This is a genomic window from Salibacter sp., assembly GCF_031581065.1.
In the GTDB taxonomy this organism is placed as follows: Bacteria; Bacteroidota; Bacteroidia; order Flavobacteriales_G; family Salibacteraceae; genus Salibacter.
In genome coordinates, this window is sequence record NZ_JAVLBN010000047.1 from 1 (window position 1) to 15431 (window position 15431).

General features: G+C 40.4%; 16 protein-coding genes and 1 pseudogene. 8 read left to right on the top strand and 9 right to left on the bottom strand.

Annotated features, from left to right (window positions below; genetic code table 11):
* Positions 1-189: pseudogene (locus RI557_RS09750) on the top strand (metallophosphoesterase); the annotation flags it as partial.
* Between the two features lie 631 nt (positions 190-820).
* Here the strand turns inward: RI557_RS09750 and RI557_RS09755 are convergent.
* Positions 821-1093 (bottom strand): acylphosphatase, encoded by a 273-nt coding sequence (locus tag RI557_RS09755; protein WP_310668694.1) that lies wholly within the window; start codon positions 1091-1093, stop codon positions 821-823.
* 140 nt (positions 1094-1233) lie between these two features.
* On the opposite strand from RI557_RS09755, the gene RI557_RS09760 reads away from it, so the two are divergent.
* Positions 1234-1683: a MarR family transcriptional regulator gene (locus RI557_RS09760; protein ID WP_310683507.1), complete on the top strand. Its 450-nt coding sequence runs from the start codon at positions 1234-1236 to the stop codon at positions 1681-1683.
* 137 nt (positions 1684-1820) lie between these two features.
* Positions 1821-2681 carry an RNA polymerase sigma factor RpoD/SigA gene (locus RI557_RS09765; protein ID WP_310668692.1) on the top strand — a complete coding sequence of 287 codons (861 nt, stop codon included), beginning with the start codon at positions 1821-1823 and terminating at the stop codon, positions 2679-2681.
* Positions 2682-2739: 58 nt separating this feature from the next.
* On the opposite strand, the gene RI557_RS09770 is transcribed toward RI557_RS09765, so the two are convergent.
* Positions 2740-3753 (bottom strand): SPOR domain-containing protein, encoded by a 1014-nt coding sequence (locus tag RI557_RS09770; protein ID WP_310683509.1) that lies wholly within the window; start codon positions 3751-3753, stop codon positions 2740-2742.
* Positions 3754-3897: 144 nt separating this feature from the next.
* Between RI557_RS09770 and dprA the strand changes: the two genes are divergently transcribed.
* The 4 genes from dprA (at position 3898) to RI557_RS09790 (ending at position 8156) form a co-directional block, all read left to right on the top strand.
* Positions 3898-4998, top strand: coding sequence for a DNA-processing protein DprA (dprA, locus tag RI557_RS09775; protein ID WP_310668690.1), 1101 nt, complete (start codon positions 3898-3900; stop codon positions 4996-4998).
* A 102-nt stretch (positions 4999-5100) separates the two neighbouring features.
* The gene (gene gdhA, locus RI557_RS09780; protein ID WP_310668689.1) at positions 5101-6462 is read left to right on the top strand and encodes an NADP-specific glutamate dehydrogenase; all 1362 of its coding nucleotides are present in this window, start codon (positions 5101-5103) and stop codon (positions 6460-6462) included.
* 87 nt (positions 6463-6549) lie between these two features.
* Entirely contained in the window at positions 6550-6984 is a 435-nt protein-coding gene (locus RI557_RS09785; RefSeq protein WP_310668688.1) for an Rrf2 family transcriptional regulator, read from the top strand.
* Positions 6985-7262: 278 nt separating this feature from the next.
* Positions 7263-8156: a DUF3800 domain-containing protein gene (locus RI557_RS09790; protein WP_310668687.1), complete on the top strand. Its 894-nt coding sequence runs from the start codon at positions 7263-7265 to the stop codon at positions 8154-8156.
* Between the two features lie 70 nt (positions 8157-8226).
* On the opposite strand, the gene RI557_RS09795 is transcribed toward RI557_RS09790, so the two are convergent.
* Both RI557_RS09795 and RI557_RS09800 read right to left on the bottom strand, forming a co-directional pair.
* Positions 8227-8427: a hypothetical protein gene (locus tag RI557_RS09795; protein ID WP_310668686.1), complete on the bottom strand. Its 201-nt coding sequence runs from the start codon at positions 8425-8427 to the stop codon at positions 8227-8229.
* Positions 8409-8645: a hypothetical protein gene (locus RI557_RS09800; RefSeq protein ID WP_310683511.1), complete on the bottom strand. Its 237-nt coding sequence runs from the start codon at positions 8643-8645 to the stop codon at positions 8409-8411. Before RI557_RS09800 ends, RI557_RS09795 begins: the two co-directional genes overlap by 19 nt.
* 131 nt (positions 8646-8776) lie before the next feature.
* On the opposite strand from RI557_RS09800, the gene kbl reads away from it, so the two are divergent.
* Positions 8777-9967: a glycine C-acetyltransferase gene (gene kbl / locus RI557_RS09805; protein ID WP_310668684.1), complete on the top strand. Its 1191-nt coding sequence runs from the start codon at positions 8777-8779 to the stop codon at positions 9965-9967.
* Positions 9968-10026: 59 nt separating this feature from the next.
* On the opposite strand, the gene RI557_RS09810 is transcribed toward kbl, so the two are convergent.
* The 5 genes from RI557_RS09810 to RI557_RS09830 all read right to left on the bottom strand — a co-directional run.
* On the bottom strand, positions 10027-11001 hold the full coding sequence (locus RI557_RS09810; RefSeq protein ID WP_310668683.1) for a polyprenyl synthetase family protein: 975 nt from the start codon (positions 10999-11001) through the stop codon (positions 10027-10029).
* 109 nt (positions 11002-11110) lie between these two features.
* Positions 11111-12172 carry a 23S rRNA (adenine(2503)-C(2))-methyltransferase RlmN gene (rlmN, locus tag RI557_RS09815; RefSeq protein ID WP_310668682.1) on the bottom strand — a complete coding sequence of 354 codons (1062 nt, stop codon included), beginning with the start codon at positions 12170-12172 and terminating at the stop codon, positions 11111-11113.
* Positions 12173-12233: 61 nt separating this feature from the next.
* Positions 12234-13283 carry a tRNA preQ1(34) S-adenosylmethionine ribosyltransferase-isomerase QueA gene (queA, locus tag RI557_RS09820; protein WP_310668680.1) on the bottom strand — a complete coding sequence of 350 codons (1050 nt, stop codon included), beginning with the start codon at positions 13281-13283 and terminating at the stop codon, positions 12234-12236.
* Positions 13284-13387: 104 nt separating this feature from the next.
* Positions 13388-14854, bottom strand: a complete 1467-nt coding sequence (locus tag RI557_RS09825; protein WP_310683513.1) for a T9SS type A sorting domain-containing protein — start codon at positions 14852-14854, stop codon at positions 13388-13390.
* A gap of 55 nt (positions 14855-14909) precedes the next feature.
* On the bottom strand, positions 14910-15431 hold a 522-nt coding region (locus tag RI557_RS09830), incomplete at its 5' end, for a T9SS type A sorting domain-containing protein (protein WP_310683515.1).

Consider the following 15431-nt stretch of genomic DNA (forward strand, 5'->3'; position numbering starts at 1 on the left):
GCCCAGTTTGGCGTGGAATTAGGCAATATCAAATGGAGCCCTGTCAAGTACAAATACCCGAGATGGGCCGGTGAATATACTGAAGGGAAACAAAAACTCTACGTCAACCGCGGAATAGGGTACATCGGTTTCCCCGGCAGAGTTGGTATGCCTCCAGAAATTACTGTTATTGAATTGAAGAGAGCCTGAGTTTTCACTTCAAGGCACATTAATATTTATCTTGAATGCTGACTAAAAGTCCCATAAAAGGATCATTAGAACGCTCTCGACCTCAGCCTTGACCTTGACCTCAACTCTGGTTGGCTAAACAAACACCAAACTTCCCAACACCAAACCCATATCCAACCGTTAGCGACAGCGAACACGCTGCGACCTCCGCGTTATCTGCAGAGCTAACATCAAACTGACTCCGCGACCGCTGCGTTATTCACGTCACAAAGAACCCTGAGAATCCACAGCGAACACAAAGTATTTATAAAATCTTGGTGAGCTTTGTGTCTACTTCGCGACCCCCGTGACTCACTTATAAACTTTAAACCCAAATTCATCACTCATCATTCAAACTCCCAAACCTCCAAACACCAAACACATTAACACCTTAACCACACAACAACCCGAAACCAACATTAGAATGCACTCGACTCTTAGTGAATCTTGCTCTTTGACCTCAGTCAAAGACTAGATGAACTTAGACCTACTGACGCTCTGGTCAGCACTAAAAGCTCGTGACGCAAGGAACGGGGCTCGACCTCAACCTCAACCTTGACCTCCCAACTCCCAACCCTTAAACATTAAACGTTAACCATTAAACTCCACTCATCTACACATAAGCAATTTCAAAATCCTCGTAATTCTGAAAATTCCCTTTACGGGTTTTTATTTCAGTAACCTCAGCATTTTTAGGCCCTTTTTTGCACCACTCGATAAACTCATCAATTTTTTCTTTTTCGCCTTCAGCCTCTATGTAAACAGAGCCGTCACGTTCGTTTTGAACATAACCTGAAATTTGAAGTTCGTAAGCCTTTTCCTGGGTAGACTTCCTGAAAAATACACCCTGAACTTTTCCTCTAACTGTAATATTTACGTGTTCCATCGTTTTCAACTAAATGATTTTCAATAACCCAAACTTAGGTTTATAATATTTTGTTTATTTGTTATCTTCAATGATGTATTTTGTAGGTACAAACAAAAAATGATTGGCTGAGTGGACAAGCTAAAATACGCAAATGAGTTATGAAATTAGAGGATGAAATTAAACAGAAAAAGTTTAAAACGGAATACGAAAAACTTTTAGTTAACATACTCTTTACCTCCAGTTGGCTCAACGGAGCTCATTTGAAGTTCTTAAAACCCCGAGGCCTTTCACAACAACAATACAACGTATTGAGAATTCTGCGCGGCCAACACCCAGATCCGTCAAGCATTGGATTGATCAGCAACAGAATGCTCGACAAAAATTCAAATGCATCGCGACTGGTAGATAAATTACTCGACAAGGAACTCATTATTAGAACCACAAGCAAGTATGACAGGCGCCAAAAAGAAATCGCTATTACCGATAAAGGGCTAGACCTGTTAAAGGTATTAGATGAAGAATTTCAAAAATTTCAACAACAATTTCATACACTCTCCGTAAATGAAGCAGAAAAACTTAATAACCTGCTGGACAAACTGCGAGGATAATATTTTTTTAGACCAGTATTAAATTATTAAGTAGTTTTGCCGCCTCGTTTTTACGAGGAGCTTTTTTCAACAAAAACTTGTTGAAGAACAAAATTTTATTGTATTTTCAAAGATTCTAAAACGATAAAAGGTCATACATGCGTCAGTTAAAAATTACGAAACAGTTAACCAATCGGGATAGCAAATCAATCGACAAGTATCTTAGTGATGTATCAAAAGAGGAAATGGTAACTCCTGAAGAGGAGGTTTCCTTAGCGGTACGCATTAAACAAGGCGATGAAATTGCACTCAACCGTTTGGTCAATGCGAACTTGAGGTTCGTAATTTCAGTAGCAAAACAGTATCAGGGTCACGGTTTAACACTTGAAGATCTTATCGCTGAAGGTAATATCGGACTCATTACTGCTGCTAAAAGGTTTGATGAAACCAAAGGTTTTAAGTTCATTTCTTATGCAGTTTGGTGGATTCGTCAAAGCATTATGCAAGCTATCGCTGAAAACTCACGTGTTGTTCGCCTTCCACTCAACAAAGTAAGTGCAATTCAAAAAATTGCTAACGCTTACTCTAAACTCGAGCAAACTCACGAAAGGCCCCCGTCAAATGAAGAAATTGCCGATTTGCTCGAAAGCAACTCAAACAATGTTGCTGATCTATTCACTTACAGTCAAAAGCAAGTTTCTGTTGACGCTCCTTTAATTGAAGGTGAAGAAAACAGTCTTTTAAATGTACTCACAAACGAAAATTCATCTCACCCATCTGATACATTGATGCGCGAGTCACTTTGCAAAGACATTGAGCGTGTACTCGTATCACTCAAGCAACGTGAAGCTGATGTTGTGAGATTATCTTTTGGCCTAAACGGTGAAACACCAATGACGCTTGAAGAAATCGCAAACAGCCTCGGCTTAACCCGCGAGCGCATTCGTCAAATAAGAGAAAAAGCATTGAGAAGCTTGAGAAAGAAAGCAAACTCGAGTTTACTCAAGCACTACTTATAAAAAGTGCTTTACAACACTGTAAGCCGATCTTAGGATCGGCTTTTTTTATGCTCAGGAATTATTTTGTGAGTAACCAGGCGCCAGACTGAACTTCAGTTTTCACCTTTGATAATGACTCTTCAGCAGTTGATCGGCTCGTTAGGTTTTCAGCGCTAACTCTCAATAACCCGTTTTTCACATCAACAATGTACGGATCATAACCGAGCTTTGTCAGCTTGTTCATGTAGCGTTCAGCATTTCGCTTTTCGCCAAAACACCCAACAATCAGGTGATAATTCCCACGTTGATTTTTTGTTGTTTTTCGGTCAGATCCTGACCCAGCAGGCTTTCCATCAGCTACCGGAATCGTTCGACCATCCTCAACAAGAATGAAATCATCGAAGTTCTTTTGAGACTTTATCTCCTCAAAACTCAAGTCAACACTTCCCGATCTAGGATGATAAACTTCACAAATCTTATCAGTGAACGGATTCAGATCACTGGTATGAAACTTATAATCTGGCTTGAGGACATCAGTAGCGGTAAGGAACCACGCACCATACCCCACGATGGGTAATAACACTGCTGCGGCTGCAACGCGCTTCCATGAAGTGGAACGAGAAGTTTCGGGTTCCGGCTCTGACCGTGACTCAACTGCAGAAGAACTTTTAACAGAAACAGGCCGTGCAATTACTGATTCAAGACCAAATGAATCGCGATCAAAGTTCACCGTTTTATCAGCTTCAAACTGAAGGCTGCCCTCACTGTTAAAATGAACTGTCCCCAATCCGTTTAAGGCAAATCCCTCTCGCCTGCGAATGGCTGTTTCTAAGGGTTGAGCAAAGTCTTGTACAACTTGCTTTGCCTTTTCATAATCGATATTCTCAGATGAAGAAATGGTATTGATAAGCAACCCGTCATTGTGACGCAAATCCTTGTTAAACGCCACGAACTTCCCGGGAGGATCAATCTTGTGATTACCTGATTTTAGCTTAGCTGAAGACTGAACAGTGTAAAAACCACCTACACCGGGCAGCACCACACAGTCGTGATCAAAAAGCAAATTGTAGATATGTTCCTCAACAGGTTGCATAATGCGAAAATAGGTTAATAATTCATGAAAATTAAACGTTGTGGTCAACCAATTTTAGTGCGATCTTACAAGACGTTAAATTCCAGCCGGGAATATGTCAAAATAAAAACAAAATCCTTACTTTTAACCGTAAAACTTTTTCAAATGCCACTCACAGAAGAAACACTCTACCAAATTGCACTTGCCAAAACCGTTCACATTGGCCCATCAATAGGCCGTTCCCTCCTTGATGAGTACGGATCGGCAAGGGAAGTTTTTAAAGCTCCAAAAAAAGAACTCGTTAAAATCAGTAAAATTACTGAGCGAATCGTCAACAACCTGGCTGATAACGTAGCATTGAAAAGAGCTGAGCAAGAACTGAACTTTATCGATAAACACAATATTCAGGTTCATTTCATCACTGACCGTGAATACCCGCGCAGGCTTAAATTTTGCAAAGATGCTCCACTGTGCATATTCACAAAAGGATTGATGGATCTGAACGCAGAAAAAATGGTAGCTGTTGTGGGAACACGCAAGGCTACTCCTTACGGCAGAGAGCAAACAGAAAAAATCGTGACAGAACTCGCCCAACACAATGTCACAATCATCAGCGGACTGGCTTTTGGGATTGACATAACAGCTCACCGAACAGCTCAGGAAAACAACCTGCAAACAGCAGCTGTACTGGCTCACGGGCTCGACAGGATTTACCCGAGAGAACATACCCAAACAGCCAAACGAATGCTCGAAAATGGTGGTTTGATCACTGATTACTGGAGCGGAACAAATCCTGATATGGGCAACTTCCCCGAGCGCAACAGGATAATTGCCGGATTGTGCGATGCTACACTCGTGATGGAATCCAGGCTACAGGGCGGTTCACTCATTACAGGTAAGCTCGCCTTTAAATACAACAGAGATGTGTTTGCTTTTCCCGGAAAATCAATCGACAACAACTCCCGGGGTTGCAACTTCCTCATTAAGTCTCACCAGGCAGCACTTATTGAAGATGTAAAAGACATTGAGTATCAAATGGGTTGGGAAAAATCTAAAAAGAAAAAGAAGGTTCAGAAAAAGCTATTTGTTGAGCTGAATGATGAAGAACAGGCTATTTTAGATATCCTCAAAGACAAAAAGTTAGCCCTTGATGAAATAGGACTCGAATTGAACAAAAGCACAAGCCAAATAAGCACCCATTTATTCAACCTTGAAATGAATGGATTGATCAAATCTCTACCGGGCAAAATGTACCAACTCAACTGATTTAACAAATTGCTAAAGCTTTTGATAGCAAAGGGCTCATAGACGATCTTTAAATGACAAAAAAAAGCATAGATTTGCCCATAAAATTAAAAGCATTTAAGTATGTCATCAGCAAAACACGAAGCCCTCGTTGACGAGTTTATGGTAAAAGTGAAAACCAAAAACTCACACGAACCAGAATTTATGCAAGCGGTTCGAGAGGTTGTTGAAACCATTATTCCTTTCATTGAGGACAATCCTGAGTACAAGGAAGCGAACATCCTTGAACGAATGATTGAACCTGAGCGAATCATCACATTCCGAGTACCATGGGTTGATGATAATGGTCAGATCCAAACAAACCGCGGGTACCGCGTAGAGTTCAATTCGGCAATTGGCCCGTACAAAGGTGGGCTCCGTTTTCACCCTTCAGTGAACCAGTCGATATTGAAATTCCTTGGATTTGAGCAGATTTTCAAAAATGCACTCACTACACTTCCAATGGGCGGTGGAAAAGGTGGTTCCGACTTCGATCCCAAAGGAAAAACTGATGGCGAAGTAATGCGCTTTTGCCAGTCTTTCATGACTGAATTATCCCGTCACATTGGACCTGATACTGATATTCCGGCAGGAGACATTGGTGTTGGTGGTCGCGAAATCGGTTACATGTTTGGTCAATACAAGAGATTGAGAAACGAATTCACCGGTGTTCTTACCGGAAAAGGAAGAAACTGGGGAGGTTCTTTGATCAGACCCGAAGCTACCGGTTACGGTGTAGTTTACTTCACAGAAGAAATGCTCAACCACCACGATGACAGTATCAAAGGAAAACAAGTAGCCGTATCAGGATCAGGAAATGTTGCGCAATACGCTATCGAAAAAGTAAATCAGCTCGGTGGAAAAGTTGTCACGGCCTCTGACTCTTCAGGAACAATCCTCGATCACGATGGAATTCACGCTGAAAAACTCGAATTCCTGATGGATCTGAAAAACAACAAACGCGGCAGAATTAAAGAATATGCTGAGAAGTTTGATGTTGAGTACTTCGAAGGAGCACGCCCCTGGGATGTTGTAGATTCAATCGATGTGGCTCTTCCATGCGCAACCCAAAATGAACTGGACGAAAGCAATGCTGAGAGTCTTGTGAAAGCCGGTGTTAAAGCTGTAGTTGAAGGTGCTAATATGCCAACAACTCCTGAAGCGGTTGAATACTTCGAAAACAACGGAGTTATGTTTGCTCCGGGTAAAGCATCAAATGCCGGTGGTGTGGCAACATCAGGACTTGAGATGACACAAAACTCTATGCGCCTGAGCTGGACATCTGAAGAAGTTGACGAAAAACTTCACAAGATTATGCGTGATATTCACGCTGCCACAGCTCACTACGGAAAAACAGAAAAAGGAAAAATCGACTACGTCAAAGGTGCTAACATAGCAGGCTTTGTGAAAGTTGCTGATTCTATGATGGATCAGGGAGTAGTTTAATCCTTCCTAAAATAGTTTTGATTGTAAAGGCTCCTGCGCATGTGGGAGCCTTTATCTTTTCTTATACCTTTGACCAAAATCTGAAAATTGCTCTCAAAAAAGGCTAAATACGCAATCAACGCACTCGTTCATCTCGCAAAGCAATACGAGAAAGGACCGATTTTGATCAGCGATATCTCAGAGCAGGAAAATATTCCACAAAAATTTTTAGAGTCCATATTACTGGATCTGAAAAATGCCGGAATACTGAGCAGTAAAAAAGGTCGTGGTGGCGGCTACTACCTCATCAAAACTCCCGAGGAAGTCAATCTCGCTGATGTGATGCGCCTGTTTGACGGGCCCATAGCCTTCCTCCCCTGTGTCACTTACAAATACTACGAACGTTGTGAGGAATGCATTGATGAAGCAACTTGCGGTATCAGGCAGGTTTTTTATGAAGTTCGAAACGAAACCGTAGAAATCTTAAAGCGCAGTAGTTTGGCTGCGATTATCAAGAAAGAAAAGTTGCTGAGTGATCAGTAAACTGATATCTAACAACTTATTCTCATATTTTAAATGGCTTTTCACTATCCGGTTTTAATAAATACTGGGTGGCTTCGCCCACCGGTATTGTAAAGAAACGACAGGTTTCTCTGTCTTCCGTTAACGGCCAACCGGAGCGTGATTAAAGCCGACTTGCAAAAATTTTTTGTTGACAACTGTTTTTATTTTACTTTTGAAGTTGCGTCTGGGATGAGTCGCCAAGCGTCTCAACTAGGGGAAGTTCCCCGATACCAGTCGCTTTTTTTGTTTTATATCTTTTGGTTTACTTCTGCTACATAGACGAATCAGGGGTTCCTCAAATTCCAGGGAATACAAGTCATTATGTACTTGCAGGTCTTTCAATTCCAATAAGTCGATGGAAGTTTTGTGACCGTCAAATCAACAATGTCAAGCAAAAATACAATTTGCTAAATCACGAAATTCATACTGCATGGATAGCTAGGCGTTATATTGAGCAATCCAAAATCGCAAATTTTGATACTTTAAACTACGCTGATAGAAGAAGGGAGGTAGAAAAGTACCGGAACCGAGAGCTCTTGAAACTTCAAAAGGCTGGAAATAAGTCTCACTATAGACAGACTAAAAAAAATTACAAAAAGACAGATCCCTACATCCACCTGTCGGAGGTTGAGAGACTAAATCTACTTCAAGAATTGGCTGATATTGTAGGAAAATGGTCATTTGCTAGACTATTTGCTGAGTGTATCGATAAAATTCACTTCGACCCTTCTAGAGCAGTGTTGACTGTTGATGAACAGTCTTTTGAGCAGGTTGTTTCAAGATTTGAGCAATATTTACAAATAGTCTCCAAAAGTAGATCCAATAGGAATGTTTATGGTGCTTTGATTCACGACAATAATGAAACTGTATCAAAAAAACACACTGAATTGATGAAAAGCTTTCATAGACACGGTACATTCTGGACACGAATAGACAAAATAATAGAGACTCCTTTATTTGTAAATTCAGAACTAACGGGTTTAGTTCAAATTGCAGATCTTTGTTCTTATGCCATTAGAAGATATCTCGAAAATAAAGAAGATGATCTATTAATGAGAATTCTTTCTAGGGCAGATCGAAAGAATAGCAAAATTGTAGGAATTAGACACTTCAGTGATACAGAGTGTAATTGTCTTCTCTGTTCATCTTAATTTGTGAACAACTGCCTATTATGCCGTATTGAAATAACTTCAATAGAATTTTGATTTATTTCATATTCTCCTAGTGGAATAACACGTATTTTTGATTAGCAGTTAAACGACCAATGAATTCTGTTTGAGAGATATTGTCTAATAACTCTTCTGTTTCCTTGAGAAGCTTCAAACTGTAGGTGATTGATTTATTTCTCTCATAATAAAAATCGAGAATTTTCTGCAATTCAATTTTAGCTATATTAGACCAAACTATTTCTTTTTCAGCCATTCCCTCATTTCTGCCATTACTGATTCGTTGGTAGAATATTCACCATTTTTGATTTGATTCCTGCCAATTTCAATAGCCTCTTTCTGTTCATCTGACAATTGATAAGGAGATTGTTCTGATGCATCGAATATAGCTTGAATAGCCTTCAATAATTTTAAGTCTTTAGATTCTTTAATCTTTGAGATTAAATCACTTTTAATTTGAAGAGTAGCATCCATTTTCACTTCCTTTTAGCCAATTATCAAAGTTAATTAATTTCATAAACTCAATTTCTTTCCTTTCAGTTTCACATTTTCAAGCTCCCAACTTTCCATTCCCTATATTTGTTCCTGCACAAAATAGAATGGTTATGTACGGAAAACTCAAAGAACATTTACAGTCAGAACTCGAACAGATAAAAGCTGACGGACTCTATAAAAATGAACGCATCATCACCTCTGAGCAGGGCGCTGAGATCACGATCTCAACGGGTGAAAAAGTACTCAACTTCTGCTCAAACAACTATCTGGGACTTAGCTCGCACCCTAAAGTGATAGAGGCAGCGCACAAAACGCTCGACACGCACGGGTTCGGAATGTCATCAGTTAGATTTATTTGCGGTACGCAGGACATCCACAAAACGCTAGAATCAAAAATTGCAGACTTCCTGGGAACAGAGGATACAATTCTGTACGCTGCTGCTTTCGATGCAAACGGTGGAATTTTTGAACCGCTTCTTACCAAAGAAGATGCAATCATTTCAGATTCACTCAATCACGCATCTATCATTGACGGTGTGCGCCTTTGCAAGGCTCAGCGTTACCGCTACGAGAACAACAACATGGAAGATCTCGAAAAGCAACTTCAGGATGCTGAAGGAGCTCGTTTCAAGATTATCGTGACTGATGGTGTCTTCTCGATGGACGGCTACGTAGCACAACTCGATAAAATCTGTGATTTAGCAGAAAAATACGATGCCCTCGTGATGGTTGATGAATGTCACGCAACCGGCTTTATTGGTAAAACAGGTCGCGGTACGCACGAACTAAAAGATGTAATGGGTCGTGTTGATATTATCACAGGAACACTCGGTAAAGCACTTGGCGGTGCAATGGGCGGCTTCACAACCGGCCGAAAAGAAATTATTGACCTGCTGCGTCAACGCTCACGCCCTTATCTTTTCTCAAACTCACTAGCTCCATCAATCGTTGGTGCATCCATAGCTGTTTTTGATCTGTTGAGCGAAAGCACTCACTTGCGTGATAAGCTCGAAGAAAACATCAACTACTTCAAAGAAAACATCAAAAGTGCCGGCTTCGAAATCAAAGACGGAGACTCAGCAATTGTCCCCATCATGGTTTACGATGCTGCCCTCTCACAAAAATTCGCTGACGGACTCCTGAAAGAAGGAATCTACGTAATAGGATTCTTTTATCCCGTGGTTCCGAAAGAGCAAGCTAGAATTCGCGTTCAGCTATCAGCAGCTCACGAACGTGAACACCTCGATAAAGCTATAGCAGCGTTTAAAAAGGTTGGAAAAGATCTTGGAGTAATTGATTAATCTCTACTAAGCCTCATCAAAGAAAGATGGGGCTTTTTACTTTTCGGTCAGAGCCGAAATCACTTCTTCCTGTTAACTGTGTAATCGACTAATTGCTCGAGAGAATTGCGCGCATCATTCTCAGGAAAAGTGTAAAGAATACTCAGCGCCTTATCAACGTAGTCCATCATCGTTTTGCGGGCATATTCAATTCCGCCACTTTCCTTCACGTAGTCAATGACTTCCCTAACTTTTTTGTCGTTGTTATTCTGATTCTTGATTTTGTAAATCAATCCTCTACGTGTTGAATTATCAGCATTATTGAGTGCATAGATTAAAGGAAGAGTTGTCTTTTTCTCCTTGATATCAATTCCGGTAGGCTTTCCAATTTTAGAGCCATCACCATAATCGAAAAGATCGTCCTTGATTTGAAACGCAATCCCCACAGCTTCACCAAAGTCTTTAGCTCGCTGAATCGTTTCGTCATCCTCCTTGTTTGAAGCTACCCCAGTTGCGCAACAAGCTGCAATTAAAGTTGCTGTTTTTTGCCGGATAATGTCAAAATAGATTTTTTCGTCAATATTGAGTTTGCGTGTCTTCTCCATTTGAAGAAGCTCGCCTTCACTCATCTCTCTCACAGCATTACTCACCAACCTCAACAGGTCAAACTCACCTTTGTCAACACTCAACAACAAACCTCTCGACAATAAGTAGTCACCAACGAGAACCGCTATTTTGTTTTTCCAAAGTGCATTGATCGAGAAAAAGCTCCTGCGTTCATAGGCATCATCCACAACATCATCATGAACGAGAGTAGCCGTATGTAATAGCTCAATGAGCGAAGCAGCGTTATAGGTTGAATCATTGACCTCTCCCACAAGTTTTGCCGAGAGAAAAACGAACATAGGACGCATTTGCTTCCCTTTTCGCTTGATAATGTAATGCGTGATTTTATCCAATAAAGGTACCGAGCTTTTCATGGAATGCCTGAACTTTTTTTCAAACGTTTCCATTTCAGATTTAATAGGCGCCTTTATTTCTTCGAGTAATGCCATTTAATATTCCATGCCGTTAAGGCATTCATTAAAATCAATAATGCTATGCTTCTGTGTGCCAACAAATATAATCGCTAAAAAACAGGCTGAAACATTTTAAGTGGGCTTTTTATGCTTTTTTTACTGCATCGTTTTTATTAGCGAGCTGTCCGCAAGCCGCATCGATATCTTTTCCCCTACTGCGTCTGATAGTAACCCGAACATCGTTAGCTTCCAAAAATGCTGCAAAAGCATCCACTTTTTGTATTGAAGGCCTTTCAAAATCTGCGTGATCAACAGGGTTGTACTCGATAATGTTCACTTTAGCCGGAACTTTTCGACAAAAACCTACAAGGTTTTTAGCATCTTCAATTGAATCGTTGAAATCCTTAAAAGCAATATACTCATAAGTGAGATTTGCCCTGGTTTTGCTGCGGTAATAGGAAAGTGCTTCAGCTAATGAATCGAGAGAGTTTGACTGGTTAATGGGCATGATCTTATCGCGTTTCTCTTCGCTGGCTGCGTGAAGTGAGAGTGCTAAATTCACTTTTGGACATTCGTCAGCCATTCGTTTAATCATACGAGCGATTCCCGCAGTTGAAACTGTAATTCGTTTAGCAGACATCCCCAAACCTTTCTCTGACGTCAAATACTCGATACTTTCTATCATCCCTTTGAAATTCATCAAAGGCTCTCCCATTCCCATAAAAACAATGTTGGTTAACGGATGATCGTAGTATTTTTCGGCCTGCCTGGCAATGTTTACAACCTGATCGTAAATTTCATACCCACTCAGGTTTTTCATCCTTTTCATGGTTCCGGTAGCACAAAACGCACACGATAAGCTGCAACCAACCTGAGAAGAGATACAAGCCGTCATTCGCCCTTCAGCCGGAATAAGCACTCCTTCCACAATGTGGCCATCGGGAAGTTTGAATGCACTTTTAATCGTTCCGTCCTCGCTTTTTTGCTCTTCGGCAACTTCAACTCTTTTGATGTCATATTCAGATCCGAGCCAGGCACGAGTCGATTTTGATAAATTGGTCATTTCATCAAACGAGCGGGCGTGCTTCTTCCAAAGCCACTCGCTTATCTGCTTTACGCGAAATGGTTTTTCACCACGTTCTGACAGTAATTTATCGAGTTTATCGAAACTTAAATCTCTGATATTTGGCTTAACCTGCTGATCCATAAAAACTAAAAAAGCTGTCCGCAAGATACGAACAGCTTATACAACTAGTTACTAATGTTATTTAAATTATGAGCATCGCATCGCCATAAGCGTAAAAACGATACTTTTCTTTTATTGCAGTTTCGTATGCTTCCATGATTAAATCATATCCTCCAAAAGCTGCAACCATCATGAGAAGCGTACTTTCAGAGTTGTGGAAGTTTGTGATCATCGAATCTGGAATACTAAATTCGTAAGGAGGAAAAATAAATTTATTCGTCCACCCTTCAAACGGCTTGAGATAATCGTCAGTTGAGACTGATGACTCTAGAGCTCGCATAACCGTGGTTCCGACCGCGCAAACACGTTTTTTATCGCGTTTAGCTGCGTTGACTTTTTTCACACAATCTTCATTGATGAAGGCTTCTTCAGAATCCATTTTGTGTTTGGTCAGATCCTCAACCTCAACCGGGCGGAATGTTCCCAAACCGGTATGGAGTGTTAGATTAGCAAACTCAACTCCGTGGAGCTCGAGGCGCTTCATCAGGTTCCGACTAAAATGCAAGCCTGCTGTTGGCGCTGCTACGGCACCTTCTTTCTCAGCAAAAATCGTTTGGAAGCGCTCTTCGTCTTCTGGTTCAACAGGACGTGTGATGTACTTTGGAAGTGGTGTTTCACCTAGTGTGTGCACTGTCTTTTTGAAGTCCTCATAAGGACCGTCAAAAAGGAAACGAAGTGTGCGCCCACGTGAAGTGGTGTTGTCGATAACCTCGGCTACAAGGCTGTCATCCTCTCCAAAATAGAGCTTATTTCCTATTCTAATTTTACGAGCAGGATCTACTAATACATCCCACAGGCGACTTTTCTTATTGAGTTCGCGCAGAAGGAAAACTTCAATACGCGCTCCGGTCTTTTCTTTGTTCCCATAAAGACGAGCCGGAAACACCTTGGTATCGTTCATGACCATGGCATCACCTTCACCGAAGTAATCCACAATGTCCTTGAACATTTTGTGTTCGATGGTGCCTTCCTTTCGGTTGACTACCATTAAACGCGATTCGTCTCTTTCTTGAGCAGGGTGTTGAGCTACAAGCTCATTGGGAACGTCAATCTTAAATTGCGATAATTTCATGAAGGCAACGTTTTTGAGGGCTGCAAAAATAGAAAAACTATTGAATTTGACGCTGTTAAATCAGAATAACCCAAAAAATTTATTTTCAATATGTTGATAAAGAATTATTTTACGATCAATTTCGTGTGTTGGGTCTTGCTGTTTTGTACTGTCTTTACAATGTAAGTTCCGGGAGTGAGATCTGTAACATCTACATTTGAAACCTCAGCATTAATTTGACCTTCTTTGACCAGTACTCCGGCAATGTCGTAAAACTTGTATTTCCCCGCTGAAAGACCTTTGATAACAACTCTATCATTGGCCGGATTGGGATAAACCTGAACACTATTGTCTTCAATGATTGATTTAGAAGAATTTAAAACAGATGGAACACCGAGCCTCACAAATCTTTTAGAGCTTGAATAGCTGGTTGAGTTTCCCACTTTACTGTCAGTTTTCAAATAAATATTTTTATCACCTGAAGGTGTAACATCAGTACTGAAAGAACCGGCATCTGTTTGACCACTTACATTACTATTCCACAACTCCTGAACTTCGTTGAAGTTATGATCGAGTTCAATGAGTCTCAAATTCGTGTTGTAGTAATATTCTGTACTACCGGCAAATCCTGTAGTTGACTGACCGATGAACGCCAGGTAACCATTTCCAAATGGGGTGATTTGGTAAGTGTGATTGTTTCCGCTTTGGTTGTTCCCGTAATTGAGAATGGTGTCGAGTTTTTCCCATTTTTGATTACTCTGACCCTGATGAGTAATTAGAATATTTTCTAATCTAATAACGTCATCTTCATCAGCAACTGCTCCATAGACATGCTCAGCGTCAATTGGGCTTAAAGATGCTCCTTTGAGATAATCAAACCCATCAAAGTACCATTTTTCTACTTCAAATGTTTCTTGAATAACTCCGTTGTTGCTGAAAGTACTAAAGCCTTCCGGTTCATTTGGCTGATCGTGACACAGACATACTCCAATTCGTTTTACGATCATGTAGTTGTCCCTAAAATACGGCATGTTATCTCCGCAATTACTCAGGTTTTGATAATCCAGTTTATTGCCAAACTCATCGAGAAATACTGAATAAACCTCACTATGGCAATCTCCTTCCCAGTTAGAGTTTCCATAGAGCATTACAGTGTCATTTCTCCAAAAAGGAATATAGGATTCAATGAAGCGATTTGTACTTGTTGGCGTAATATCTTTTTGCCAGATAAAACCTCCATTATCATCGTGTTTAAAAAGCCTTACATATTGCTGGGTAAACGAAATATCAGGAGATAAAGAATAGGTAGTTAAAACTCCTTTTCCATCTTCATAGTCGTAGCCGACAAACTCATTTCTTCCATGTAATAGCGTATCTTGCCTGAGTGGAAATTGCTTCAGGTTTATGATTTGCCCGTTTGGAGTAATAGAATCTATTCGAAGATCAGAACCGACCATTTTGCTAACGTGGAGTGCACCGTTATCAAATGTTTTTTCGGTTTTTGCATTGGGGTCCTGAATATTGTAAATTAACGATTGAGCAGATGCACTTATCGAAAGTAGGCTAAAAACAAGTAATACAAAGTATTTCATTTTAATGGTTTTTGAAGTCCTCCTGTAAATATACAAACACCAGTCCAATTACAAATTATCTTATTATCAGTTTATGAGTTTCAGTCCCCATGAATTCAGAATCATTGCGCAAGAAGTAAACTCCGCTCGCCACTCCAGTGAGGGATAGCCGGTTCTGACCGATATTTAAACCCAATTTCCTAATGAGCTGCCCAGTTGAACTAAAAATGGTTAATTCACTTTCAGTCAATGTTTCAACGATAACATAATCTTTAGTCGGATTGGGAAAAATTTTCAATTTGGGAGAAAGTTCAACTTCCCTTTTTTGATTTTGCCAGTTTTCAGGAATGTTGATCCTCCAAAAATGTCTTTGTCTAATCCAGTTGTTTATATCCCCTTCCCGTTTTGTCGTTTGTAAAAAAACATCATTTTCATACGAATACAAAAAGCCAATTTCGTGGTCCCCAGTAGAAGTATATTGCCATAATGGAATATCGTACGAAACTGTTTGATCCACGTAATCGAGAAATAAAATAGTTGAGTCGAATGAGCCGTTATGGAAGCCAATTCCATAAAAGAGCAAGTACCCATTCTCATA

Bases quoted from the DNA above. Each gene is read 5' to 3' on its own strand.
- RI557_RS09800 (WP_310683511.1), bottom strand. From the start codon at position 8,645: ATGGATGCTACTCTTCAAATTAAAAGTGATTTAATCTCAAAGATTAAA.
- gdhA (WP_310668689.1), top strand. From the start codon at position 5,101: ATGTCATCAGCAAAACACGAAGCCCTCGTTGACGAGTTTATGGTAAAA.
- RI557_RS09765 (WP_310668692.1), top strand. From the start codon at position 1,821: ATGCGTCAGTTAAAAATTACGAAACAGTTAACCAATCGGGATAGCAAA.
- kbl (WP_310668684.1), top strand. From the start codon at position 8,777: ATGTACGGAAAACTCAAAGAACATTTACAGTCAGAACTCGAACAGATA.
- RI557_RS09755 (WP_310668694.1), bottom strand. From the start codon at position 1,093: ATGGAACACGTAAATATTACAGTTAGAGGAAAAGTTCAGGGTGTATTT.
- RI557_RS09810 (WP_310668683.1), bottom strand. From the start codon at position 11,001: ATGGCATTACTCGAAGAAATAAAGGCGCCTATTAAATCTGAAATGGAA.
- RI557_RS09760 (WP_310683507.1), top strand. From the start codon at position 1,234: ATGAAATTAGAGGATGAAATTAAACAGAAAAAGTTTAAAACGGAATAC.
- RI557_RS09770 (WP_310683509.1), bottom strand. From the start codon at position 3,753: ATGCAACCTGTTGAGGAACATATCTACAATTTGCTTTTTGATCACGAC.
- rlmN (WP_310668682.1), bottom strand. From the start codon at position 12,172: ATGGATCAGCAGGTTAAGCCAAATATCAGAGATTTAAGTTTCGATAAA.
- dprA (WP_310668690.1), top strand. From the start codon at position 3,898: ATGCCACTCACAGAAGAAACACTCTACCAAATTGCACTTGCCAAAACC.
- RI557_RS09825 (WP_310683513.1), bottom strand. From the start codon at position 14,854: ATGAAATACTTTGTATTACTTGTTTTTAGCCTACTTTCGATAAGTGCA.
- queA (WP_310668680.1), bottom strand. From the start codon at position 13,283: ATGAAATTATCGCAATTTAAGATTGACGTTCCCAATGAGCTTGTAGCT.
- RI557_RS09795 (WP_310668686.1), bottom strand. From the start codon at position 8,427: ATGGCTGAAAAAGAAATAGTTTGGTCTAATATAGCTAAAATTGAATTG.